General features: G+C 53.4%; 15 protein-coding genes and 3 rRNA genes. 11 read left to right on the top strand and 7 right to left on the bottom strand.

The window, feature by feature from the left end; genetic code table 11:
* Positions 1-31: 31 nt before the first annotated feature.
* Together rbsK and rbsR are read left to right on the top strand one after the other, a co-directional pair.
* Entirely contained in the window at positions 32-961 is a 930-nt protein-coding gene (rbsK, locus tag H7R58_RS23535) for a ribokinase (protein ID WP_106930079.1), read from the top strand.
* Between the two features lie 3 nt (positions 962-964).
* Positions 965-1,957 carry a ribose operon transcriptional repressor RbsR gene (gene rbsR / locus H7R58_RS23530; RefSeq protein ID WP_106930077.1) on the top strand — a complete coding sequence of 331 codons (993 nt, stop codon included), beginning with the start codon at positions 965-967 and terminating at the stop codon, positions 1,955-1,957.
* Positions 1,958-1,959: 2 nt separating this feature from the next.
* Here rbsR and mdtD read toward each other — a convergent pair whose 3' ends face one another.
* Positions 1,960-3,348, bottom strand: coding sequence for a multidrug transporter subunit MdtD (gene mdtD / locus H7R58_RS23525; RefSeq protein ID WP_106930075.1), 1,389 nt, complete (start codon positions 3,346-3,348; stop codon positions 1,960-1,962).
* 10 nt (positions 3,349-3,358) lie between these two features.
* Positions 3,359-4,063, bottom strand: a complete 705-nt coding sequence (locus H7R58_RS23520) for a FadR/GntR family transcriptional regulator (RefSeq protein ID WP_106930073.1) — start codon at positions 4,061-4,063, stop codon at positions 3,359-3,361.
* A 474-nt stretch (positions 4,064-4,537) separates the two neighbouring features.
* On the opposite strand from H7R58_RS23520, the gene H7R58_RS23515 reads away from it, so the two are divergent.
* From H7R58_RS23515 to rrf, 3 genes are all read left to right on the top strand, one after another.
* Positions 4,538-6,077, top strand: a 16S ribosomal RNA gene (locus H7R58_RS23515).
* 233 nt (positions 6,078-6,310) lie between these two features.
* Positions 6,311-9,217 (top strand): 23S ribosomal RNA (locus tag H7R58_RS23510).
* Positions 9,218-9,312: 95 nt separating this feature from the next.
* A 5S ribosomal RNA gene (gene rrf, locus H7R58_RS23505) occupies positions 9,313-9,428 on the top strand.
* Together the 16S, 23S and 5S rRNA genes form the textbook arrangement of a ribosomal RNA operon.
* A gap of 148 nt (positions 9,429-9,576) precedes the next feature.
* Here rrf and mobB read toward each other — a convergent pair.
* Complete coding sequence (mobB, locus tag H7R58_RS23500) at positions 9,577-10,086, bottom strand: molybdopterin-guanine dinucleotide biosynthesis protein MobB (RefSeq protein ID WP_106929242.1); 510 nt, start codon at positions 10,084-10,086, stop codon at positions 9,577-9,579.
* Positions 10,083-10,610, bottom strand: a complete 528-nt coding sequence (gene mobA, locus H7R58_RS23495) for a molybdenum cofactor guanylyltransferase MobA (protein ID WP_413774324.1) — start codon at positions 10,608-10,610, stop codon at positions 10,083-10,085. The genes mobB and mobA overlap by 4 nt, the downstream gene beginning before the upstream one ends.
* Positions 10,611-10,736: 126 nt before the next feature.
* Between mobA and H7R58_RS23490 the strand changes: the two genes are divergently transcribed.
* The 3 genes from H7R58_RS23490 to dsbA all read left to right on the top strand — a co-directional run bounded on the left by H7R58_RS23490 (position 10,737) and on the right by dsbA (position 12,719).
* On the top strand, positions 10,737-11,006 hold the full coding sequence (locus H7R58_RS23490; protein ID WP_035892297.1) for a YihD family protein: 270 nt from the start codon (positions 10,737-10,739) through the stop codon (positions 11,004-11,006).
* A gap of 75 nt (positions 11,007-11,081) precedes the next feature.
* A complete protein-coding gene (locus H7R58_RS23485; protein WP_182934542.1) occupies positions 11,082-12,068 on the top strand; it encodes a serine/threonine protein kinase in 987 nt (328 codons plus the stop codon).
* A gap of 27 nt (positions 12,069-12,095) precedes the next feature.
* The gene (gene dsbA, locus H7R58_RS23480) at positions 12,096-12,719 is read left to right on the top strand and encodes a thiol:disulfide interchange protein DsbA (RefSeq protein WP_106929248.1); all 624 of its coding nucleotides are present in this window, start codon (positions 12,096-12,098) and stop codon (positions 12,717-12,719) included.
* 15 nt (positions 12,720-12,734) lie between these two features.
* Here the strand turns inward: dsbA and H7R58_RS23475 are convergent, their stop codons facing one another.
* Entirely contained in the window at positions 12,735-13,643 is a 909-nt protein-coding gene (locus H7R58_RS23475; RefSeq protein ID WP_182934541.1) for an acyltransferase, read from the bottom strand.
* Positions 13,644-14,039: 396 nt separating this feature from the next.
* Between H7R58_RS23475 and polA the strand changes: the two genes are divergently transcribed.
* Positions 14,040-16,835, top strand: a complete 2,796-nt coding sequence (gene polA / locus H7R58_RS23470) for a DNA polymerase I (RefSeq protein ID WP_182929738.1) — start codon at positions 14,040-14,042, stop codon at positions 16,833-16,835.
* A gap of 372 nt (positions 16,836-17,207) precedes the next feature.
* Here polA and yihA read toward each other — a convergent pair whose 3' ends face one another.
* Positions 17,208-17,843 carry a ribosome biogenesis GTP-binding protein YihA/YsxC gene (yihA, locus tag H7R58_RS23465; protein WP_182929737.1) on the bottom strand — a complete coding sequence of 212 codons (636 nt, stop codon included), beginning with the start codon at positions 17,841-17,843 and terminating at the stop codon, positions 17,208-17,210.
* Between the two features lie 592 nt (positions 17,844-18,435).
* Here yihA and yihI point away from each other — a divergent pair.
* Positions 18,436-18,954 carry a Der GTPase-activating protein YihI gene (yihI, locus tag H7R58_RS23460; protein ID WP_182929736.1) on the top strand — a complete coding sequence of 173 codons (519 nt, stop codon included), beginning with the start codon at positions 18,436-18,438 and terminating at the stop codon, positions 18,952-18,954.
* Positions 18,955-19,142: 188 nt separating this feature from the next.
* Positions 19,143-20,516: an oxygen-independent coproporphyrinogen III oxidase gene (gene hemN / locus H7R58_RS23455; RefSeq protein ID WP_106929260.1), complete on the top strand. Its 1,374-nt coding sequence runs from the start codon at positions 19,143-19,145 to the stop codon at positions 20,514-20,516.
* Between the two features lie 69 nt (positions 20,517-20,585).
* Here the strand turns inward: hemN and H7R58_RS23450 are convergent, their stop codons facing one another.
* Positions 20,586-20,693 (bottom strand): YshB family small membrane protein, encoded by a 108-nt coding sequence (locus H7R58_RS23450; RefSeq protein WP_106929262.1) that lies wholly within the window; start codon positions 20,691-20,693, stop codon positions 20,586-20,588.
* Positions 20,694-20,710: the final 17 nt, after the last annotated feature.

Here is a 20,710-nt window from a genome sequence, read left to right as displayed (position 1 = left end):
CCGGTGGCGCATCTTACCGGACACTCTGAAAATGAAAACCGCAGGCAAACTCGTCGTCCTTGGCAGCATCAATGCCGATCACATTCTCAATCTTGAATCTTTCCCCCTGCCTGGCGAAACCGTCACCGGTAGCCATTATCAGGTTGCTTTTGGCGGCAAAGGCGCAAATCAGGCGGTTGCAGCCGGGCGCAGCGGTGCTGATATCGCGTTTATCGCCTGTACCGGCGATGACGATATTGGCGAACGTATCCGTAAGCAGCTCGTCACCGATCGCATTGATGTTGCACCGGTGAGCGCCATTAGCGGCGAATCTACCGGGGTCGCGCTGATCTTCGTTAACGGCGAAGGTGAGAACGTCATTGGTATTCACGCGGGCGCCAACGCGGCGCTGTCTACTGCGTTGGTGGAAGCACAGCGTGAACGTATTGCCAATGCAAATGCGCTGCTGATGCAGCTCGAATCCCCGCTGGACAGCGTACTGCTGGCCGCGCAGATAGCCCACCAGAACCAGACTACCGTGGTATTAAACCCGGCCCCGGCACGTGCGTTGCCGGATGCGCTGTTGTCGCTGGTGGATATTATTACGCCGAACGAAACCGAGGCTGAGAAGCTGACGGGCGTGCGGGTTGAAAACGATGACGATGCCGCGAAGGCTGCACAGGTGCTGCACAACAAGGGCATCGATACGGTGATTATTACCCTTGGCAGCCGTGGCGTTTGGGCCAGCGTTAAGGGTGAAGGCCGTCGCGTGCCGGGCTTTAAGGTCCAGGCCATTGATACCATTGCTGCGGGTGATACCTTCAACGGTGCTCTGATGACCGCGCTGCTGGAAAACACGCCGCTGGCCGAGGCGTTGCGCTTTGCGCATGCGGCAGCGGCCATTGCCGTAACGCGTAAAGGCGCGCAGCCTTCTGTGCCCTGGCGTGAAGAGATCGACGAATTTTTACGTCAGCAGGGGTAACGCTTGGCCACGATGAAGGATGTTGCTCGCCTGGCGGGCGTTTCCACCTCCACGGTATCTCACGTTATTAATAAAGATCGGTTTGTCAGCGATGCCATTACTGAGAAAGTTGATGCGGCGATTAAAGAACTGAACTACGCGCCGTCGGCGCTGGCGCGCAGCCTCAAGCTAAATCAGACCCATACCATTGGCATGCTAATCACTGCCAGTACCAACCCGTTCTATTCTGAACTGGTACGCGGCGTGGAGCGCAGCTGCTTTGAGCGCGGCTATAGCCTGGTACTGTGCAATACCGAAGGTGATGAACAGCGAATGAATCGCAACCTGGAGACGCTGATGCAAAAGCGCGTCGACGGGCTGCTATTGCTGTGTACCGAAACGCACCAGCCGTCGCTGGAGATTATGCAGCGCTACCCTTCGATTCCTTCTGTCATGATGGACTGGGCGCCGTTCGACGGCGACAGCGATCTGATTCAGGATAATTCGCTGTTGGGCGGCGACATGGCCACCCGCTACCTTATCGCGCGCGGGCATACGCGAATTGCCTGTATTGCCGGTCCGTTGGATAAAACGCCGGCGCGGCTGCGTCTGGAAGGGTATCGGGAAGCGATGCATAACGCGCAGTTGCCGATCCCGGACGGCTATGAAATTACCAGCAACTTCGAGTTTGGCGGCGGCTTTGACGCGATGCAGAAACTGCTGGCGCATCCTGAACGTCCGGATGCGGTCTTCGTCGGCAACGATGCGATGGCGGTGGGTGCTTATCAGGCGCTGTATCAGGCCGGACTGCGCATTCCTCAGGATATGGCGGTAATCGGTTATGACGATATCGAACTGGCGCGCTATATGACGCCGCCGCTGACCACTATTCATCAACCCAAAGATGAACTGGGCGAGCTGGCGATAGATGTACTCATTCACCGTATCACGCAGCCCGGGCAAAAACAGCAGCGTATGCAGCTGACGCCCGAGCTGGTGGTGCGAGGCTCGGTCTGAGACTAATGCTTTTCTTTTATCAGGTTGCGGCCATCCTTCGGCCGCAGCAGCATAAACATCAGCGCTGAAACTGCCGTAATCACGCCCATGGTGATAAAGGTGTAGTGGAACTGATCGATCGTCGAATCCACCATGCTCTGGTAGGAGCGAAGCACCGCGGCGCTGATGGCGACGCCTAAGCTGATTGATAGCTGCTGTGTCACCGCCAGCAGGCTGTTGCCGCCGCTGGCGTTGTCATCCGTGAGGTCGGCAAGCGTGATGGTGTTCATTGAGGTGAACTGCGTCGACATGGCCATCCCCAGCACGAACAGCGGCAGGATCAGTAGCCATACCGGCATGGATGGCGACTGCAGCGAGAACTGCGCAATCATCAGGCCGATGAATAATGTCACCCCTACCAGCGTTTTCCGATAGCCTAAACGGCGTAGCACCTGAGTGACCGTCGATTTTGCAATAATTGAGCCGATGGCCGTTGGCGCCATCATGCAGCCGGCAATCAGCGCTGGGTAGCCAAACCCGACTTGCAGCATCAGCGGCATCAGGAACGGTACGCAGCCGGTCCCCAGGCGGGTGGCCAGGTTACCGGCGATGCCGACAGAAAAGGTGCGCGTTTTAAACAGGCCCAGCGAGATGAGCGGCGTCGGGTGACGACGCGCGTGGCGGATATAGGCCAGCAGCAGAATCAAGCTGAACAACACGACCATCAACGCAACCCACCCCGACACAATCTGCTCTCCTAGCAGTTCCATGCCGATAGAGAACAGTACCAGGCTCAGCCCAAACAGCAGGAATCCGGCCAGATCGAAACGCCGCCGTGGCGTGGTGAAGTTCGGCATATATTTACGGGCGTACAGCATGCCGACGACGCCGATCGGAATGTTAATCAGGAATATCCAGTGCCAACTAGCCCAGGTGACGAACACGCCGCCAAGCACTGGGCCGAGAATTGGCCCAATTAACCCAGGCATCGTGACAAAGTTGAGCACCGGCAGCAGTTCGCTACGCGGGTAGGCGCGCAGGAGAGCCAGACGGGCAACGGGCATCATCATCGCGCCACCGATGCCCTGGATTACGCGGAAAACAACCAGTTCACCGAGCGAGGAGGAAAGCGCGCAGGCGAGTGAACCGAGCGTGAACAGGCTAACCGCAAGCATAAAGATACGTCGGGTACCAAAACGATCGGCCAGCCAGCCGCTCACCGGGATAAGCATGGCCACGGTAAGGGTATAGCTGATGATTGCCGACTGCATCGCCAGCGGTGAACGGTTGAGGCTATGCGCAATGGCGGGAAGCGCCGTATTCAGAATGGTGGCGTCCAGCGCCTGCATAAAGAAGGCCATCGCGGCTATCCACGGTAGCCCGGCCATACTCCGCGCTTTCTTTTCAGTCATGCATTGTCCTTTATACTGCGGCCAGGATGTGTGGCGCGTTTAATAACGCCTGGCAGGCCTGAAATGCGCCTGGACCATCGCCTTCCTGGATGGCATCCACGATGGCCTGGTGACTGGCCAGTTCAATCACTTCATCTTCAGTAATTGACGTGAAATAGATGTGGTACACGGAATGGAAGAGCCTGGCGAAGGACGTCAGGAACGGATTCGCGCTCATTTCATAGATATGTTCGTGCCAGGTGGTGTCGATATCGATCCATCGCTCACGGTCGAAGGATTTTTCCAGCGTTGCCATTTCCGCCATTAAGGTGTTCAGCTGCGCTTTCTGTTCGGCGGTGCCGAGCGTGGCGGCCAGCATACACGCCTGTGGTTCCAGGCTGCGGCGCAGTACCAGGAAGTGCTTCATGACGGCCTGGAAGTTATCGGTGGTTAGCCACCAGGAGATCAGCTCGGTATCAAGGAAGTTCCAGTGCGCCTGAGGCATTACGCGTGTGCCGATGCGCGGGCGCGGAAGCAGCATACCTTTTGCCGAGAGCGTTTTTACCGCCTCACGGACGGCGGTGCGGCTTACGCCGAATATCTCACCCAGCTCCATTTCACCGGGGAGGATGCTTTCCGGTGGATATTCACCGGTTAATATCTTCTGGGCTATTTTTTCCGCCAGGACCCAGGAGATGTTTTTTTGGGCTGCAAGTTGCTGTGCGCTAAGAGACATAAAGGCCATTCCTATTATTTATCTTTCTTTAGTATGCCATTTGACGTACTGGATCGGTGTTAAAAACAGCAGTCTGGGCTTTTTACGCTGTATTGATACACAATTTGGTGAAAAAAAAAGCGAGCGATAAATTATTTTGAATTTACGCTTGTCAGCCAGAATAAACTCCCTATAATGCGCCTCCACTGACACGGAACAACGGATTACAAGCCGCCGGGTCAGCGAGGTTCTCCTGAGAATCTCGGCAGAGAAAAGCGAAATTAAACGCTTGACTCTGAAAGAGGAAAGCGTAGTATACGCCACCTCAGCGACAGGCGCTAAAGCGCGTCGCAACTGCTCTTTAACAATTTATCAGACAATCTGTGTGGGCACTCGAAGATACGGATTCTTAACGTCGCAAGACGAAAAATGAATACCAAGTCTCTGAGTGAACACGTAATTCATTACGAAGTTTAATTCACGAGCATCAAACTTAAATTGAAGAGTTTGATCATGGCTCAGATTGAACGCTGGCGGCAGGCCTAACACATGCAAGTCGAACGGTAGCACAGAGAGCTTGCTCTCGGGTGACGAGTGGCGGACGGGTGAGTAATGTCTGGGAAACTGCCCGATGGAGGGGGATAACTACTGGAAACGGTAGCTAATACCGCATAACGTCGCAAGACCAAAGTGGGGGACCTTCGGGCCTCACACCATCGGATGTGCCCAGATGGGATTAGCTAGTAGGTGGGGTAACGGCTCACCTAGGCGACGATCCCTAGCTGGTCTGAGAGGATGACCAGCCACACTGGAACTGAGACACGGTCCAGACTCCTACGGGAGGCAGCAGTGGGGAATATTGCACAATGGGCGCAAGCCTGATGCAGCCATGCCGCGTGTATGAAGAAGGCCTTCGGGTTGTAAAGTACTTTCAGCGAGGAGGAAGGCGTTAAGGTTAATAACCTTAGCGATTGACGTTACTCGCAGAAGAAGCACCGGCTAACTCCGTGCCAGCAGCCGCGGTAATACGGAGGGTGCAAGCGTTAATCGGAATTACTGGGCGTAAAGCGCACGCAGGCGGTTTGTTAAGTCAGATGTGAAATCCCCGGGCTCAACCTGGGAACTGCATTTGAAACTGGCAAGCTTGAGTCTCGTAGAGGGGGGTAGAATTCCAGGTGTAGCGGTGAAATGCGTAGAGATCTGGAGGAATACCGGTGGCGAAGGCGGCCCCCTGGACGAAGACTGACGCTCAGGTGCGAAAGCGTGGGGAGCAAACAGGATTAGATACCCTGGTAGTCCACGCCGTAAACGATGTCTATTTGGAGGTTGTTCCCTTGAGGAGTGGCTTCCGGAGCTAACGCGTTAAATAGACCGCCTGGGGAGTACGGCCGCAAGGTTAAAACTCAAATGAATTGACGGGGGCCCGCACAAGCGGTGGAGCATGTGGTTTAATTCGATGCAACGCGAAGAACCTTACCTACTCTTGACATCCAGAGAACTTAGCAGAGATGCTTTGGTGCCTTCGGGAACTCTGAGACAGGTGCTGCATGGCTGTCGTCAGCTCGTGTTGTGAAATGTTGGGTTAAGTCCCGCAACGAGCGCAACCCTTATCCTTTGTTGCCAGCGGTTCGGCCGGGAACTCAAAGGAGACTGCCAGTGATAAACTGGAGGAAGGTGGGGATGACGTCAAGTCATCATGGCCCTTACGAGTAGGGCTACACACGTGCTACAATGGCATATACAAAGAGAAGCGACCTCGCGAGAGCAAGCGGACCTCATAAAGTATGTCGTAGTCCGGATTGGAGTCTGCAACTCGACTCCATGAAGTCGGAATCGCTAGTAATCGTAGATCAGAATGCTACGGTGAATACGTTCCCGGGCCTTGTACACACCGCCCGTCACACCATGGGAGTGGGTTGCAAAAGAAGTAGGTAGCTTAACCTTCGGGAGGGCGCTTACCACTTTGTGATTCATGACTGGGGTGAAGTCGTAACAAGGTAACCGTAGGGGAACCTGCGGTTGGATCACCTCCTTACCTTAAAGAAACGTTCTTTGAAGTGCTCACACAAATTGTCTGGTAAATGATGAACTTCTGAATGTACTTTCGAGTGCATTAAGAAGTTTTGCTCTTTAAAAATCTGGATCAAGCTGAAAATTGAAACGACACACTGTGTCTGTTCTCCGTAATAAGAACAGATAAGCGGTGTGTTCGAGTCTCTCAAATTTTCGCAACACGATGGTGTTTTACGAAACATCTTCGGGTTGTGAGGTTAAGCGACTAAGCGTACACGGTGGATGCCCTGGCAGTCAGAGGCGATGAAGGACGTGCTAATCTGCGATAAGCGTCGGTAAGGTGATATGAACCGTTATAACCGGCGATTTCCGAATGGGGAAACCCAGTGTGATTCGTCACACTATCATTACGTGAATACATAGCGTAATGAAGCGAACCGGGGGAACTGAAACATCTAAGTACCCCGAGGAAAAGAAATCAACCGAGATTCCCCCAGTAGCGGCGAGCGAACGGGGAGCAGCCCAGAGTCTGAATCAGCTTGTGTGTTAGTGGAACGGTCTGGAAAGTCCGACGGTACAGGGTGATAGTCCCGTACACCAAAATGCACAGGTTGTGAACTCGAAGAGTAGGGCGGGACACGTGGTATCCTGTCTGAATATGGGGGGACCATCCTCCAAGGCTAAATACTCCTGACTGACCGATAGTGAACCAGTACCGTGAGGGAAAGGCGAAAAGAACCCCGGCGAGGGGAGTGAAAAAGAACCTGAAACCGTGTACGTACAAGCAGTGGGAGCCTCTTTATGGGGTGACTGCGTACCTTTTGTATAATGGGTCAGCGACTTATATTCTGTAGCAAGGTTAACCGTATAGGGGAGCCGAAGGGAAACCGAGTCTTAACTGGGCGTTAAGTTGCAGGGTATAGACCCGAAACCCGGTGATCTAGCCATGGGCAGGTTGAAGGTTGGGTAACACTAACTGGAGGACCGAACCGACTAATGTTGAAAAATTAGCGGATGACTTGTGGCTGGGGGTGAAAGGCCAATCAAACCGGGAGATAGCTGGTTCTCCCCGAAAGCTATTTAGGTAGCGCCTCGTGAATTCATCTTCGGGGGTAGAGCACTGTTTCGGCTAGGGGGTCATCCCGACTTACCAACCCGATGCAAACTGCGAATACCGAAGAATGTTATCACGGGAGACACACGGCGGGTGCTAACGTCCGTCGTGAAGAGGGAAACAACCCAGACCGCCAGCTAAGGTCCCAAAGTCACAGTTAAGTGGGAAACGATGTGGGAAGGCTCAGACAGCCAGGATGTTGGCTTAGAAGCAGCCATCATTTAAAGAAAGCGTAATAGCTCACTGGTCGAGTCGGCCTGCGCGGAAGATGTAACGGGGCTAAACTGTGCACCGAAGCTGCGGCAGCGACACTATGTGTTGTTGGGTAGGGGAGCGTTCTGTAAGCCGTTGAAGGTGTCCTGTGAGGGGTGCTGGAGGTATCAGAAGTGCGAATGCTGACATAAGTAACGATAATGCGGGTGAAAAACCCGCACGCCGGAAGACCAAGGGTTCCTGTCCAACGTTAATCGGGGCAGGGTGAGTCGACCCCTAAGGCGAGGCCGAAAGGCGTAGTCGATGGGAAACAGGTTAATATTCCTGTACTTGGTGTTACTGCGAAGGGGGGACGGAGAAGGCTATGTTAGCCGGGCGACGGTTGTCCCGGTTTAAGCATGTAGGCGGGAAGTTTAGGTAAATCCGGACTTCTTTTAACGCTGAGGTGTGATGACGAGGCACTACGGTGCTGAAGTAACAAATGCCCTGCTTCCAGGAAAAGCCTCTAAGCATCAGGTAACATCAAATCGTACCCCAAACCGACACAGGTGGTCAGGTAGAGAATACCAAGGCGCTTGAGAGAACTCGGGTGAAGGAACTAGGCAAAATGGTGCCGTAACTTCGGGAGAAGGCACGCTGATATGTAGGTGAAGTGGTTTACCCATGGAGCTGAAATCAGTCGAAGATACCAGCTGGCTGCAACTGTTTATTAAAAACACAGCACTGTGCAAACACGAAAGTGGACGTATACGGTGTGACGCCTGCCCGGTGCCGGAAGGTTAATTGATGGGGTTAGCGGCAACGCGAAGCTCTTGATCGAAGCCCCGGTAAACGGCGGCCGTAACTATAACGGTCCTAAGGTAGCGAAATTCCTTGTCGGGTAAGTTCCGACCTGCACGAATGGCGTAATGATGGCCAGGCTGTCTCCACCCGAGACTCAGTGAAATTGAACTCGCTGTGAAGATGCAGTGTACCCGCGGCAAGACGGAAAGACCCCGTGAACCTTTACTATAGCTTGACACTGAACACTGGTCCTTGATGTGTAGGATAGGTGGGAGGCTTTGAAGCGCGGACGCCAGTTCGTGTGGAGCCAACCTTGAAATACCACCCTTTAATGGCTGGTGTTCTAACGTAGACCCGTAATCCGGGTTGCGGACAGTGTCTGGTGGGTAGTTTGACTGGGGCGGTCTCCTCCTAAAGAGTAACGGAGGAGCACGAAGGTTAGCTAATCCTGGTCGGACATCAGGAGGTTAGTGCAAAGGCATAAGCTAGCTTGACTGCGAGAGTGACGGCTCGAGCAGGTGCGAAAGCAGGTCTTAGTGATCCGGTGGTTCTGAATGGAAGGGCCATCGCTCAACGGATAAAAGGTACTCCGGGGATAACAGGCTGATACCGCCCAAGAGTTCATATCGACGGCGGTGTTTGGCACCTCGATGTCGGCTCATCACATCCTGGGGCTGAAGTAGGTCCCAAGGGTATGGCTGTTCGCCATTTAAAGTGGTACGCGAGCTGGGTTTAGAACGTCGTGAGACAGTTCGGTCCCTATCTGCCGTGGGCGCTGGAGAATTGAGGGGGGCTGCTCCTAGTACGAGAGGACCGGAGTGGACGCATCACTGGTGTTCGGGTTGTCATGCCAATGGCATTGCCCGGTAGCTAAATGCGGAAGAGATAAGTGCTGAAAGCATCTAAGCACGAAACTTGCCCCGAGATGAGTTCTCCCTGACTCCTTGAGAGTCCTGAAGGAACGTTAAAGACGATGACGTTGATAGGTCGGGTGTGTAAGTGTAGCGATACATTGAGCTAACCGATACTAATGAACCGTGAGGCTTAACCTTACAACGCCGAAGATGTTTTGGCGAAATTGAGACGATTTTCAGCATTGATTACAGATTAGATTAACCGGCGAAAAGCGGGTTAATAACAGAATTTGCCTGGCGGCCGTAGCGCGGTGGTCCCACCTGACCCCATGCCGAACTCAGAAGTGAAACGCCGTAGCGCCGATGGTAGTGTGGGGTCTCCCCATGCGAGAGTAGGGAACTGCCAGGCATCAATTAAGTGAAGAAGCCCATCCTGACGGATGGGCTTTTTTGCGTCTGTATTTCCGGATAATCATGCTGCAGGCGCTGATAAGCGCAGCGCCCTCAGGCACACCTGGCGCATATCGCCGGATGGCGGCGTGAACGCCTTATCCGGCCTACGATTTTGCTTCCAGCCACGCCACAATAAACGCGACTATTTCCGGCACATTATTCAAATTCAGTACCGGCACACCAACGTTCAGCGGAATATCGCTGGCCACTGCAATCGTATGTTCATCGATCGTCAACTCGCTTACTGCATGTCCAGCATCCTGGCGAAACAGTAAAATCTTAGCGACGGCTTCGTGCTTAAACCCCTCCACCAGCACCAGATCCAGCGTTGATGCGTCCATCCTGCTGACCAGAAAAGCCAGGTCCAGCTCCGTTTCTTCAGGGGTTTCGGTCATTAGCGCCCAGCGTTGCCTGCTCGCAACCAACGTCTGTGCAGCACCTGCCTTACGGAGCTCATAACTATCCTTACCGGGTTTATCAACATCCATATTGTGATGGGTATGCTTAATAAGACCTGGACGAATACCGCGTAGACAAAGCTCCGGTATGAGCTTTTTCAACAGCGTTGTTTTTCCCGTACCGCTCCATGCGGCAATTGCTAACAATGGGATCATGTTCTTTCCTGATGGGTCTGCAGATCTTCCAGCGTATTAATATTGCGGAATGCGGCTTTCATGTCGCTAAAATCGACGGAATGCCCGCCAACCTGGCGCATAAACACCATTACGCGACGTTCTCCGCGGACAAGATAATCCTCAATCAACGGGGCCAGGCTGCGATGAGCCAGCGCCACGGCAGGGTGATCGCGATCGCCATCATGAACCCAAACTACGGGGGCATGGTGACGCTGTGTGACCAGCCGTTCGACGAGCCGAGCAGGAATAAAGGGCGTATCACAGGGGCAAAATAAAAACCATTCAGCGGAAGTTTGCTGCATAGCCGATAACAGCCCAGCCAGTGGACCCGGGAAGTCTGATAGCGTATCAGTTATGACGGTCAAACCGCTCTGACGATAGATATCCAGATTACGATTCGCACTGATGATCATGTTGTTCACCTGTGGGCGCAGACAATCAGCCACATGTTGCCACAGTGGCTTCCCGTTAAGCAGCATTAAGCCTTTATCCTGCCCGCCCATTCTGGAGGCCTTACCCCCTGCCAGCACAACGCCGGTTATCTGGCTCTCTGCATTCACCAATATCGCCTCTTTTATTGTGGGGATTACCCTGCTAACGTGTCTCTATCAAGCGTAAGGAGCACGACCATGAAATGTAAACGTCTGAATGAAGTTATTGAACTCCTCCAGCCGGCCTGGCAGAAAGAGCCAGAGCTGAATTTACTGCAATTTTTGCAGAAACTGGCGAAGGAGTCAGGCTATGACGGCGAATTGGCCGATTTAACGGATGATATTCTGATCTACCATCTGAAAATGCGCGACTCGGCGAAAGATGCGGTCATTCCGGGTATTCAGAAAGATTACGAAGAAGACTTTAAAACGGCGCTGCTGCGCGCGCGCGGCGTGATTAAAGAGTAAAAGGTTGTAAGCAGAGCCGCTGAAATCCGCATGAAATGATATCCTGAACCATTCGTATCGTTATCGGATGCCAGGATGAACGACAAGGCTTTCACTTTCCAGACCCTCCACCCGGATACCATTATCGATGCCCTTTTTGAACAGGGCATCCGGGTGGACTCTGGTCTCACCCCACTTAACAGCTACGAGAATCGGGTTTATCAGTTCCAGGACGAAGACCGCCGCCGGATGGTGGTCAAGTTTTATCGCCCGGAACGCTGGTCGGCCGCGCAGATTCTTGAAGAGCACCAGTTTGCGCTGGAGCTGGTTCAGGATGAGGTGCCCGTTGCAGCCCCGCTCATCTTTAATGACCAAACCTTACTGACCCACGAAGGCTTCTACTTTGCCGTTTTCCCAAGCCTGGGAGGGCGTCAGTTTGAGTCAGATAATCTGGATCAAATGGAATGGGTGGGGCGTTACCTCGGGCGTCTGCATCAAACCGGGCGCAAATCCCGCTTTACCGCTCGTCCGTCGATTGGCGTGAAAGAGTACCTGATTGAGCCGCGCGCGGTGTTTGAGCAGTCGGCGTTGATCCCTGCTGGTTTAAAAGACCGTTTCCTGAAGGCTACCGACGATCTTATTGATGCCGTTATGGGCCTCTGGCACGGCCGGTTCGATGCGCTGCGCCTGCACGGTGATTGCCATGCCGGAAATATCCTCTGGCGCGATGGCCCGCTGTTTGTCGATCTCGACGATGGGCGCAACGGCCCGGCGGTACAGGATTTATGGATGCTGCTTAACGGCTCCCTTGCCGAGAGACGTATGCAGCTAGAGACAATTGTTGAGGCTTATGAAGAGTTCAGCCGCTTTAATTCAGACGAATTGCCGCTGATCGAGCCTTTACGTGCAATGCGGTTGGTTTATTATCTTGCCTGGATAATCAGGCGGTGGGATGACCCTGCATTTCCGAAAAATTTTCCCTGGTTAACCGGGGAAGATTTCTGGCATCGGCAGATCGCTACTTTTGTGGAGCAGGTGAAAGTCCTCCAGGAACCGCCGCTTCAGTTAACGCCAATGTATTAATTCAACACAGTCAGGAGAGAGTGAGTTATGAAAAAGGTTTGGCTTGCGCTGGCAGGTATGATTCTGGCATTCAGCGCATCCGCTGCACAGATTACCGACGGCAAACAGTATATTACGATCGATAAGCCGGTTGCAGGCGAGCCGCAGGTGCTGGAGTTCTTCTCCTTCTACTGCCCGCATTGCTATCAGTTTGAAGAGGTTCTGCACGTTTCTGACAACGTGAAGAAAAAGCTGCCGGAAGGCACCAAAATGACCAAATACCACGTTGAGTTCCTGGGCCCGCTGGGCAAAGACCTGACGCAGGCGTGGGCAGTGGCGATGGCACTGGGCGTTGAAGATCAGATCACCGCGCCAATGTTTGAAGCCGTGCAGAAAAACCAGACCGTGCAGACCGTGGCGGATATCCGCAAAGTGTTCACCGATGCGGGCGTGAAGGGCGAAGATTATGACGCCGCCTGGAACAGCTTCGTGGTGAAATCGCTGGTCGCACAGCAGGAAAAAGCCGCGTCCGACCTGCAGCTGCAGGGCGTGCCGGCGATGTTTGTTAACGGTAAATATCAGCTGAACCCGCAGGGCATGGACACCAGCAATATGGATGTCTTTGTGGCGCAGTACGCGGATACCGTGAAACAGCTGGTTGAGAAGAAGTAAAAATAAAAACGCCGGTCAGTGACCGGCGTTTTTATATTCTGCTTTGATTGTTTTTATCTGCTGGTCTTTCTCTTCCCATATGCCGTTCAGCCAAAGCTGGAAGCGACGTTTAAAGTTCTTATCCCCAACGTAGTCACCGTGCAGTTCTGAATCGATAGGGCGCAGATTAACGCGCACCACGATACGCGTCAGCCTGCCGCTCAACATATCGTAAAACGGCGTCTTGTCGTTTTCCGGATAGCACAGCGTGACATCCAGCATCTTATCAAACTGCGACCCCAACACGATCAAGGCCATCGCAATCCCTGCGGCCTTCGGCGGCAGCAAATGCTGATACGGTGAGCGCGTCTGACGGCGTTTCTCCGGTGTGAAGCGTGAACCTTCAACAAAGTTAACGATAGTCGTCGGGTGCGCGCGGAATTTCTCACATGAACGACGGGTTGTTTCCACGTCTTTACCGCGACGCTCGGGGTGGCGAATCAGGTAGCTGCGCGAGTAGCGGCGCATAAACGGCATATCCAGCGCCCAACATGCCAGGCCCATAAACGGCACCCAGGCCAGCTGCTGTTTGAGAAAGTATTTGTTCATTGGGATGTGCTTACGGAAGAGCACGCACAGGACAACGATATCGGCCCAGCTATGATGATTGCAGATCAGCAGATACCAGTTTTTCTTGCTGAGCGATTCAAGCCCCTGAATATCCCACTTTAGCCAGGGGTTGAGATGCAGAAGCGCGGCTAACCCTTCACACCAGCAGTACATCATGAAATTGCAGAACACCGAGACCGAGCGCCAGATAACCGGGATGGGTAAAATGAGTTTTATGAGCCCGGCGATAATAATCGGCACGGAGCATAAAATCGTCACTAAAATGGTGAGTGCGATACTGATGGGTAGCGTTATCGCCGCGAGCAATCTCGACATAGTGTTTCTATTCAGATAGTTAGTTGTTTAACGTGCACGCATAAAAGGGCACAAGGGGCTGATTTTATCAGAAAACGCACCAAATGACGGGTCTTACTGAAACAGAAAAATCACCGGCATCTCTATCCACACAGTGTGAATTATCACCAGATCGCACTCTTAGCCTGCGATCTTTTCATAATACATTGAAAATTAATAATTAATTTTTATTTAACCGACGGTTATATATCATTTGTTATCAGTAAAATAAAACTATTCACAAAGTTATCCACAATTTTATTTGCGTGCGATCGTGAAGATCTCTAAATCTTTTCGCGTTATTTTGGCGAAAAATTCATGTTTTCATGCCGTCTGTGGCATCCTTTACCCATAATCTGATAAACAGGCACGGAAATTATGGTTCAGATCCCAGAAAACCCCCTTATCCTCGTTGATGGATCCTCTTATCTCTACCGGGCATACCACGCGTTCCCACCGCTGACTAACCGGGCGGGCGAGCCGACAGGCGCTATGTACGGGGTGCTGAACATGCTGCGCAGCTTGATCCTGCAATACCAGCCGACGCATGCCGCGGTGGTGTTTGATGCGAAGGGGAAAACCTTCCGTGATGAACTGTTTGAGGACTACAAATCCCACCGGCCGCCGATGCCGGACGATCTGCGCGCGCAGATTGAACCGCTGCATACCATGGTGAAAGCGATGGGTCTGCCGCTGCTGGCCGTTTCCGGCGTGGAAGCGGACGACGTCATCGGTACGCTGGCGCGCGAAGCTGAAAAAGCAGGCCGTCCGGTGCTTATCAGCACCGGTGATAAAGATATGGCGCAGCTCGTCACGCCGGGTATTACGCTTATCAACACCATGACCAACACGATCCTTGGCCCAGACGAAGTGGTTACCAAATACGGTGTGCCGCCGGAGCTGATTATCGACTTCCTCGCGCTGATGGGCGACTCCTCGGATAACATCCCTGGCGTACCTGGCGTGGGTGAGAAAACCGCGCAGGCGCTGCTACAAGGGCTTGGTGGCCTGGACACGCTGTACGGTGAACCGGAAAAAATTGCCGGGCTTACTTTCCGCGGCGCAAAAACGATGGCGGCGAAGCTCGAGCAAAATAAAGATCTGGCTTATCTCTCTTACAAACTGGCGACCATTAAAACTGACGTTGAGCTGGAGCTTGGCTGTGAACAGCTGACCGTTGCGCAGCCGGCGGCGGATGAGCTGCTGGCGCTGTTTAAGAAATACGAGTTTAAACGCTGGATCACCGACGTTGAGTCCGGCACCTGGATGCAGGCTAAAGGCGCTAAACCGGCATCGAAACCCGCAGGTAAAGCGGTCGTTGCGGACGTTGAGGTTGAGGTTGAAGAAACGGCGGCAACGCTCTCGGCGGAGAACTACGTCACTATCCTCGATGAAGCGACGCTGGTGAGCTGGATTGAAAAGCTGAAGAAAGCGCCGCTGTTTGCTTTTGATACGGAAACCGACAGCCTCGACAATATTTCCGCCAATATGGTGGGCCTGTCGTTCGCCATCGAGCCAGGGGTAGCGGCTTATGTGCCTGTGGCCCATGACTATCTGGATGCGCCAGAGCAAATCTCGCGGGAGCGAGTACTTGAGCTGCTCAAGCCGCTGCTGGAAGATGACTCGCTGCTGAAGGTGGGGCAAAACCTGAAGTACGACCGCGGTATTCTGGCCAATTACGGCATTGAACTGCGCGGTATTGCTTATGACACGATGCTGGAATCTTACACGCTGAATAGCGTCGCCGGGCGTCACGATATGGACAGCCTCTCCGACCGCTGGCTGAAGCACAAGACGATCACCTTTGAAGAGATTGCCGGCAAAGGTAAGAACCAGCTCACCTTCAACCAGATTGCGCTGGAAGAAGCCGGGCGCTATGCGGCGGAAGATGCTGACGTAACGTTACAGCTACACCTGAAGATGTGGCCGAAGCTGCAAAAGAACGAAGGCCCGCTGCGTATCTTTAACGAAATTGAAATGCCGCTGGTGCCGGTTCTCTCCCGCATCGAGCGTAACGGCGTGAAGATCGATCCCGCCGTGCTGCACGCGCATTCGCAGGAGATTGCCAAACGTCTGGTTGAGCTGGAGCAGAAAGCCTACGAGATTGCTGGCGAAGAGTTTAATCTCTCCTCACCGAAACAGCTGCAAACTATTTTGTTTGAAAAACAAGGCATTAAGCCACTGAAAAAAACGCCGGGCGGCGCGCCGTCCACGTCGGAAGAGGTGCTGGAAGAGCTGGCGCTGGACTACCCGCTGCCGAAGGTGATCCTTGAATACCGCGGGCTAGCGAAGCTGAAATCAACCTATACCGATAAGCTGCCGCTGATGATCAACCCGAAAACCGGCCGCGTGCACACCTCTTATCACCAGGCGGTTACCGCTACCGGGCGCTTGTCATCAACCGATCCGAACCTGCAAAACATTCCGGTACGTAACGACGAAGGGCGCCGTATTCGCCAGGCGTTTATTGCGCCGGAAGATTACGTCATTGTCTCCGCCGACTACTCGCAGATTGAGCTGCGTATTATGGCGCACCTTTCGCGCGACGCAGGCCTGCTGAAGGCCTTTGCCGAAGGGAAAGACATTCACCGCGCCACCGCAGCAGAAGTCTTCGGCCTGCCGCTGGAGAGCGTGACCGGCGAACAGCGCCGTAGCGCCAAGGCGATCAACTTTGGTCTGATCTATGGTATGAGTGCCTTTGGCCTTGCTCGCCAGCTGAACATTCCGCGTAAAGAAGCGCAGAAGTATATGGATCTCTACTTCGAACGTTATCCTGGCGTGCTGGACTATATGGAGCGTACGCGTGCGCAGGCGAAAGAGCAGGGCTATGTCGCTACGCTTGATGGCCGTCGTCTTTACTTGCCGGATATTCAAGCCAGCAATGCCGCACGTCGTGCTGGTGCAGAGCGCGCGGCGATAAATGCCCCAATGCAGGGGACCGCTGCGGATATCATTAAGCGGGCGATGATTGCCGTTGACGGCTGGCTGGAAGCTGAGAAACCGCGCGTGCGAATGATTATGCAGGTGCACGATGAACTGGTCTTTGAAGTGCATAAAGACGATGTTGAGGCGGTGTCGAAGAAGGTGCATGAGCTCATGGAAAACAGCACCACGCTGGACGTACCGTTGCTGGTGGAAGTGGGCAGCGGTGAAAACTGGGATCAAGCTCATTAAGTGTTCAATGAATAACGGCGCTTTATGTAAGTAAGCAACATAACTTATCTAATTTTGTGATGAACATTAGAATTTGTTATGTAACAACTGAAAAAAAACTACAAAAAGTGCTTTCTGTCGGCCGTAAAAAAGAGTAGAGTTAATCGCGTAGGGTACAGAGGTAAGATGTTCTATCTTTCAGACCTTTTACTTCACGTAATCGGATTTGGCTGAATATTTTAGCCGCCCCAGTCAGTAATGACTGGGGCGTTTTTTATTGGGCGAAAGAAATGTTTTGCCACAGTTGGCCTGGCGTGAAAAAGACGGGTAGGGACGAAAGAGAATGTGCCCGGAACAGGGCGCCAGGCGCCGCAATCCGGGACATAGAGCGGGTTACTCTGCGGCTGCTTCCGTTTCTGCCTGCGGAGGAATGTCGTTAAACCAGCTGTCCAGTTTCTGACGCAGTTTATCCACGCCCTGCTTTTTCAGTGAAGAAAATGCTTCGACCTGCACATCGCCGTTAAAGGCAATTGCCGCCTCGCGCACCAGATTCAGCTGCGCTTTACGCGCGCCGCTGGCCAGCTTGTCTGCCTTGGTTAACAGCACCAGAACCGGGATTTCGCTGGCGACGGCCCACTCGATCATCTGCTGGTCGAGGTCCTTCAGCGGATGGCGGATATCCATCAGCACCACTAATCCTTTCAGGCACAGACGTTTTTCCAGGTATTCACCCAGCGCACGCTGCCACTTGATTTTCATCTCTTCCGGTACCTGAGCGTAGCCATAACCCGGCAGGTCGACAAGGCGTTTGCCGTCGGCGACTTCAAACAGGTTAATCAGCTGCGTACGACCCGGCGTCTTTGAGGTGCGGGCCAGGCTTTTCTGGTTGGTCAGCGTATTCAGGGCGCTGGATTTCCCCGCGTTGGAGCGTCCGGCGAAGGCCACTTCGATTCCGGTATCGGAAGGCAAGTGGCGGATATCTGGCGCGCTGGTGACAAAGTGCGTCAGTTGATAGTTCCAGTTAGTCAAAACGGTCGTCTCCGTTAAATCAGGCAATGGGGGCGATTATACCCGATCGGCAAAAAAAGGCTGGATTTCCTCCACTCCCCTCAACTGTAAGCCAATGCCCTTACGTTTGTAAGACATTTGCTCTATTCGCTATGGGATATTGAGGAGAAAATATTGCTTATATTATGGTCAAGTTATTTAAAATCATAATATTACATGCGAGCAATAATCTCATTTGTAAGACTTTCACTCATTTGTTGCTTGTTAGTTTAACTCAACGCGGTAAAGTAGCACCCATCGGCAAGGGTGCCAGAAGGATTTAGACTCAGGATGAGGGGTCAGGAACGCCAGGAGGCGAAGACCTACGGAATCTGTCAGGATGACCAACGTCTGGAGACGTTACGCAAGGAAAGGGAACAATAACAGGGACTGTTATAGAGCTAACGGATAAACAGGGTGCGTTGAAAGCAAACACGGAATGTAGAACCCGTAATGGGTTGTGAGTCAGGAAAAAAGGCGACAGATTACTCTGTCGCCTTTTTTCTTTGTTTGCTTTCTGCTAGATTCCGCCTCAATTCTATACTGAATAAAACGGCTTAAAAGATCAGACATCATGAAAAAACCAACCTCTGTGCCGCGCAGTAAAGCGCCAGGCAAACAGCGTCGCAAAACGCGTGAAGAGCTGAACCAGGAAGCTCGCGACCGTAAACGTGACAAAAAGCACCGTGGCCATGCGCCGGGCAGCCGCGCCAGCGGCAGTGACGGTGCATCGGGCTCCAATAAACAGAAGCAGCAAAAAGATCCTCGTATTGGTAGTAAAAAACCGATCGCACTGGGCGTCACCGACGCGCCGGTCGTTAAGCAGCACAAACCGAAGAGCGAGAAACCTATGCTTTCACCGCAGGCTGAGCTGGATATGCTGGAGACCGATGAGCGCCTGGACGCGCTGCTGGAACGTCTGGAAGAAGGCGAAACCCTGACTGCTGAAGAGCAAACCTGGGTTGACGCGAAGCTGGACCGCATTGATGAACTGATGCAGCAACTCGGCCTCTCTTATGATGATGACGAAGAAGAAGAAGAGGAAGAGGAAGAGAAAGAAGACATGATGCGTCTGCTGCGAGGCGGAAAGTAACGTTTGCACCCGATTGGCCTGCCCGTCCTGCTTATAACCCTTTTGGTTATATGTTATCTGGGGTGGTTATTCGTTAAACTACGACGGTTGTCGCGGCGTCAAAACTGGCTGCGCAACCGGCTAACGCTGCGTCATGCGGCCAGGCCGGCAAGCCGTCGTCGTTCTCGACACCATCGCAAGGAGTGAGCATGTCTGTGCAGTTAATCGACTGGGATCTGGCCCTGATCCAGAAATATAACTATTCCGGGCCACGCTATACCTCGTACCCGACGGCGCTGGAATTCTCAGACGCCTTTGGCGAAGCGGAGTTTCAGGACGCCGTTGCGCGTTACCCTGAGCGGCCGCTGTCGCTGTACGTACATATCCCGTTCTGCCATAAGCTCTGCTACTTCTGCGGCTGTAATAAAATCGTCACCCGCCAGCAGCATAAAGCTGACCAGTATCTCGACGTTCTGGAGCAGGAGATTCGCCAGCGTGCGCCGCTGTTTACCGGCCGCCACGTCAGCCAGCTGCACTGGGGCGGCGGCACGCCAACCTATCTGAATAAGGCGCAAATCAGCCGCCTGATGACGTTACTGCGCGCGCATTTTCACTTTGATGCTGACGCCGAGATCTCCATTGAAGTCGACCCGCGAGAAATTGAACTCGATGTGATTGACCATCTGCGCGCTGAAGGTTTTAACCGCCTGAGCATGGGCGTCCAGGACTTCAATAAAGAGGTACAGCGGCTAGTGAATCGCGAGCAAGATGAAGATTTCATCTTTGCGCTGCTCAATCACGCCCGTGATATCGGCTTTACCTCGACCAACATTGACCTGATTTACGGCCTGCCGAAGCAGACGCCGGAGAGCTTTGCCTTTACCCTCAAGCGCGTGGCTGAGCTGAACCCGGATCGGCTGAGCGTGTTTAACTACGCGCATCTGCCGACGCTGTTTGCCGCCCAACGCAAGATTAAAGATGCCGATCTGCCGTCGGCGCAGCAGAAGCTGGATATCCTGCAAGAGACCATCGCCTCGCTGACGCAGGCAGGCTATCAGTTCATTGGCATGGATCACTTTGCGCGCCCGGACAACGAGCTGGCCGTGGCACAGCGGGAAGGCGTACTGCACCGCAACTTCCAGGGCTATACCACCCAGGGCGATACCGACCTGCTGGGCATGGGTGTTTCTGCCATCAGCATGATTGGCGACTGCTACGCGCAGAACCAAAAAGAGCTGAAGCTGTATTATCAGCAGGTGGCTGAGCAGGGGAATGCCCTGTGGCGCGGTATTGCTTTAACCCGCGATGATTGTATCCGTCGTGACGTGATTAAGGCGCTAATCTGCAATTTCAGCCTTGATTTCGCGGCAGTAGAAACACGATGGGATCTGAATTTCGGCGACTACTTCGCCGAGGATCTGGCGCTGCTGGCTCCGCTGGCGAAAGATGGGCTGGTGGATATCGATGAAAAGGGCATTCAGGTAACCGCTAAAGGCCGGCTGTTGATTCGCAACATCTGCATGTGCTTTGACGCTTATCTGCGCCAGAAGGCGCGTATGCAGCAGTTCTCGCGGGTGATTTAGTGTTGATATCGCCCGGTGGCGCTACGCTTACCGGGCCTACAGGCCGGATAAGCGCTAGCGCCATCCGGCTTAGCTGAACAGCCCTACCAGCGCCGCGCACAGCACGGCGGCCATCGCCGTTTGCGGTGAGTGGCTGGCCGCACCGCTCGATACCAGATTAATCAATGACTCAAGCATTTTCGTCCCCCCGTGGA

This window comes from Klebsiella sp. WP4-W18-ESBL-05 (genome assembly GCF_014169075.1).
GTDB lineage: Bacteria > Pseudomonadota > Gammaproteobacteria > Enterobacterales > Enterobacteriaceae > Kluyvera > Kluyvera ascorbata_B.
Note: the sequence above shows the minus strand (reverse complement) of the source record. Positions and strands in the feature narration are given on the sequence as shown.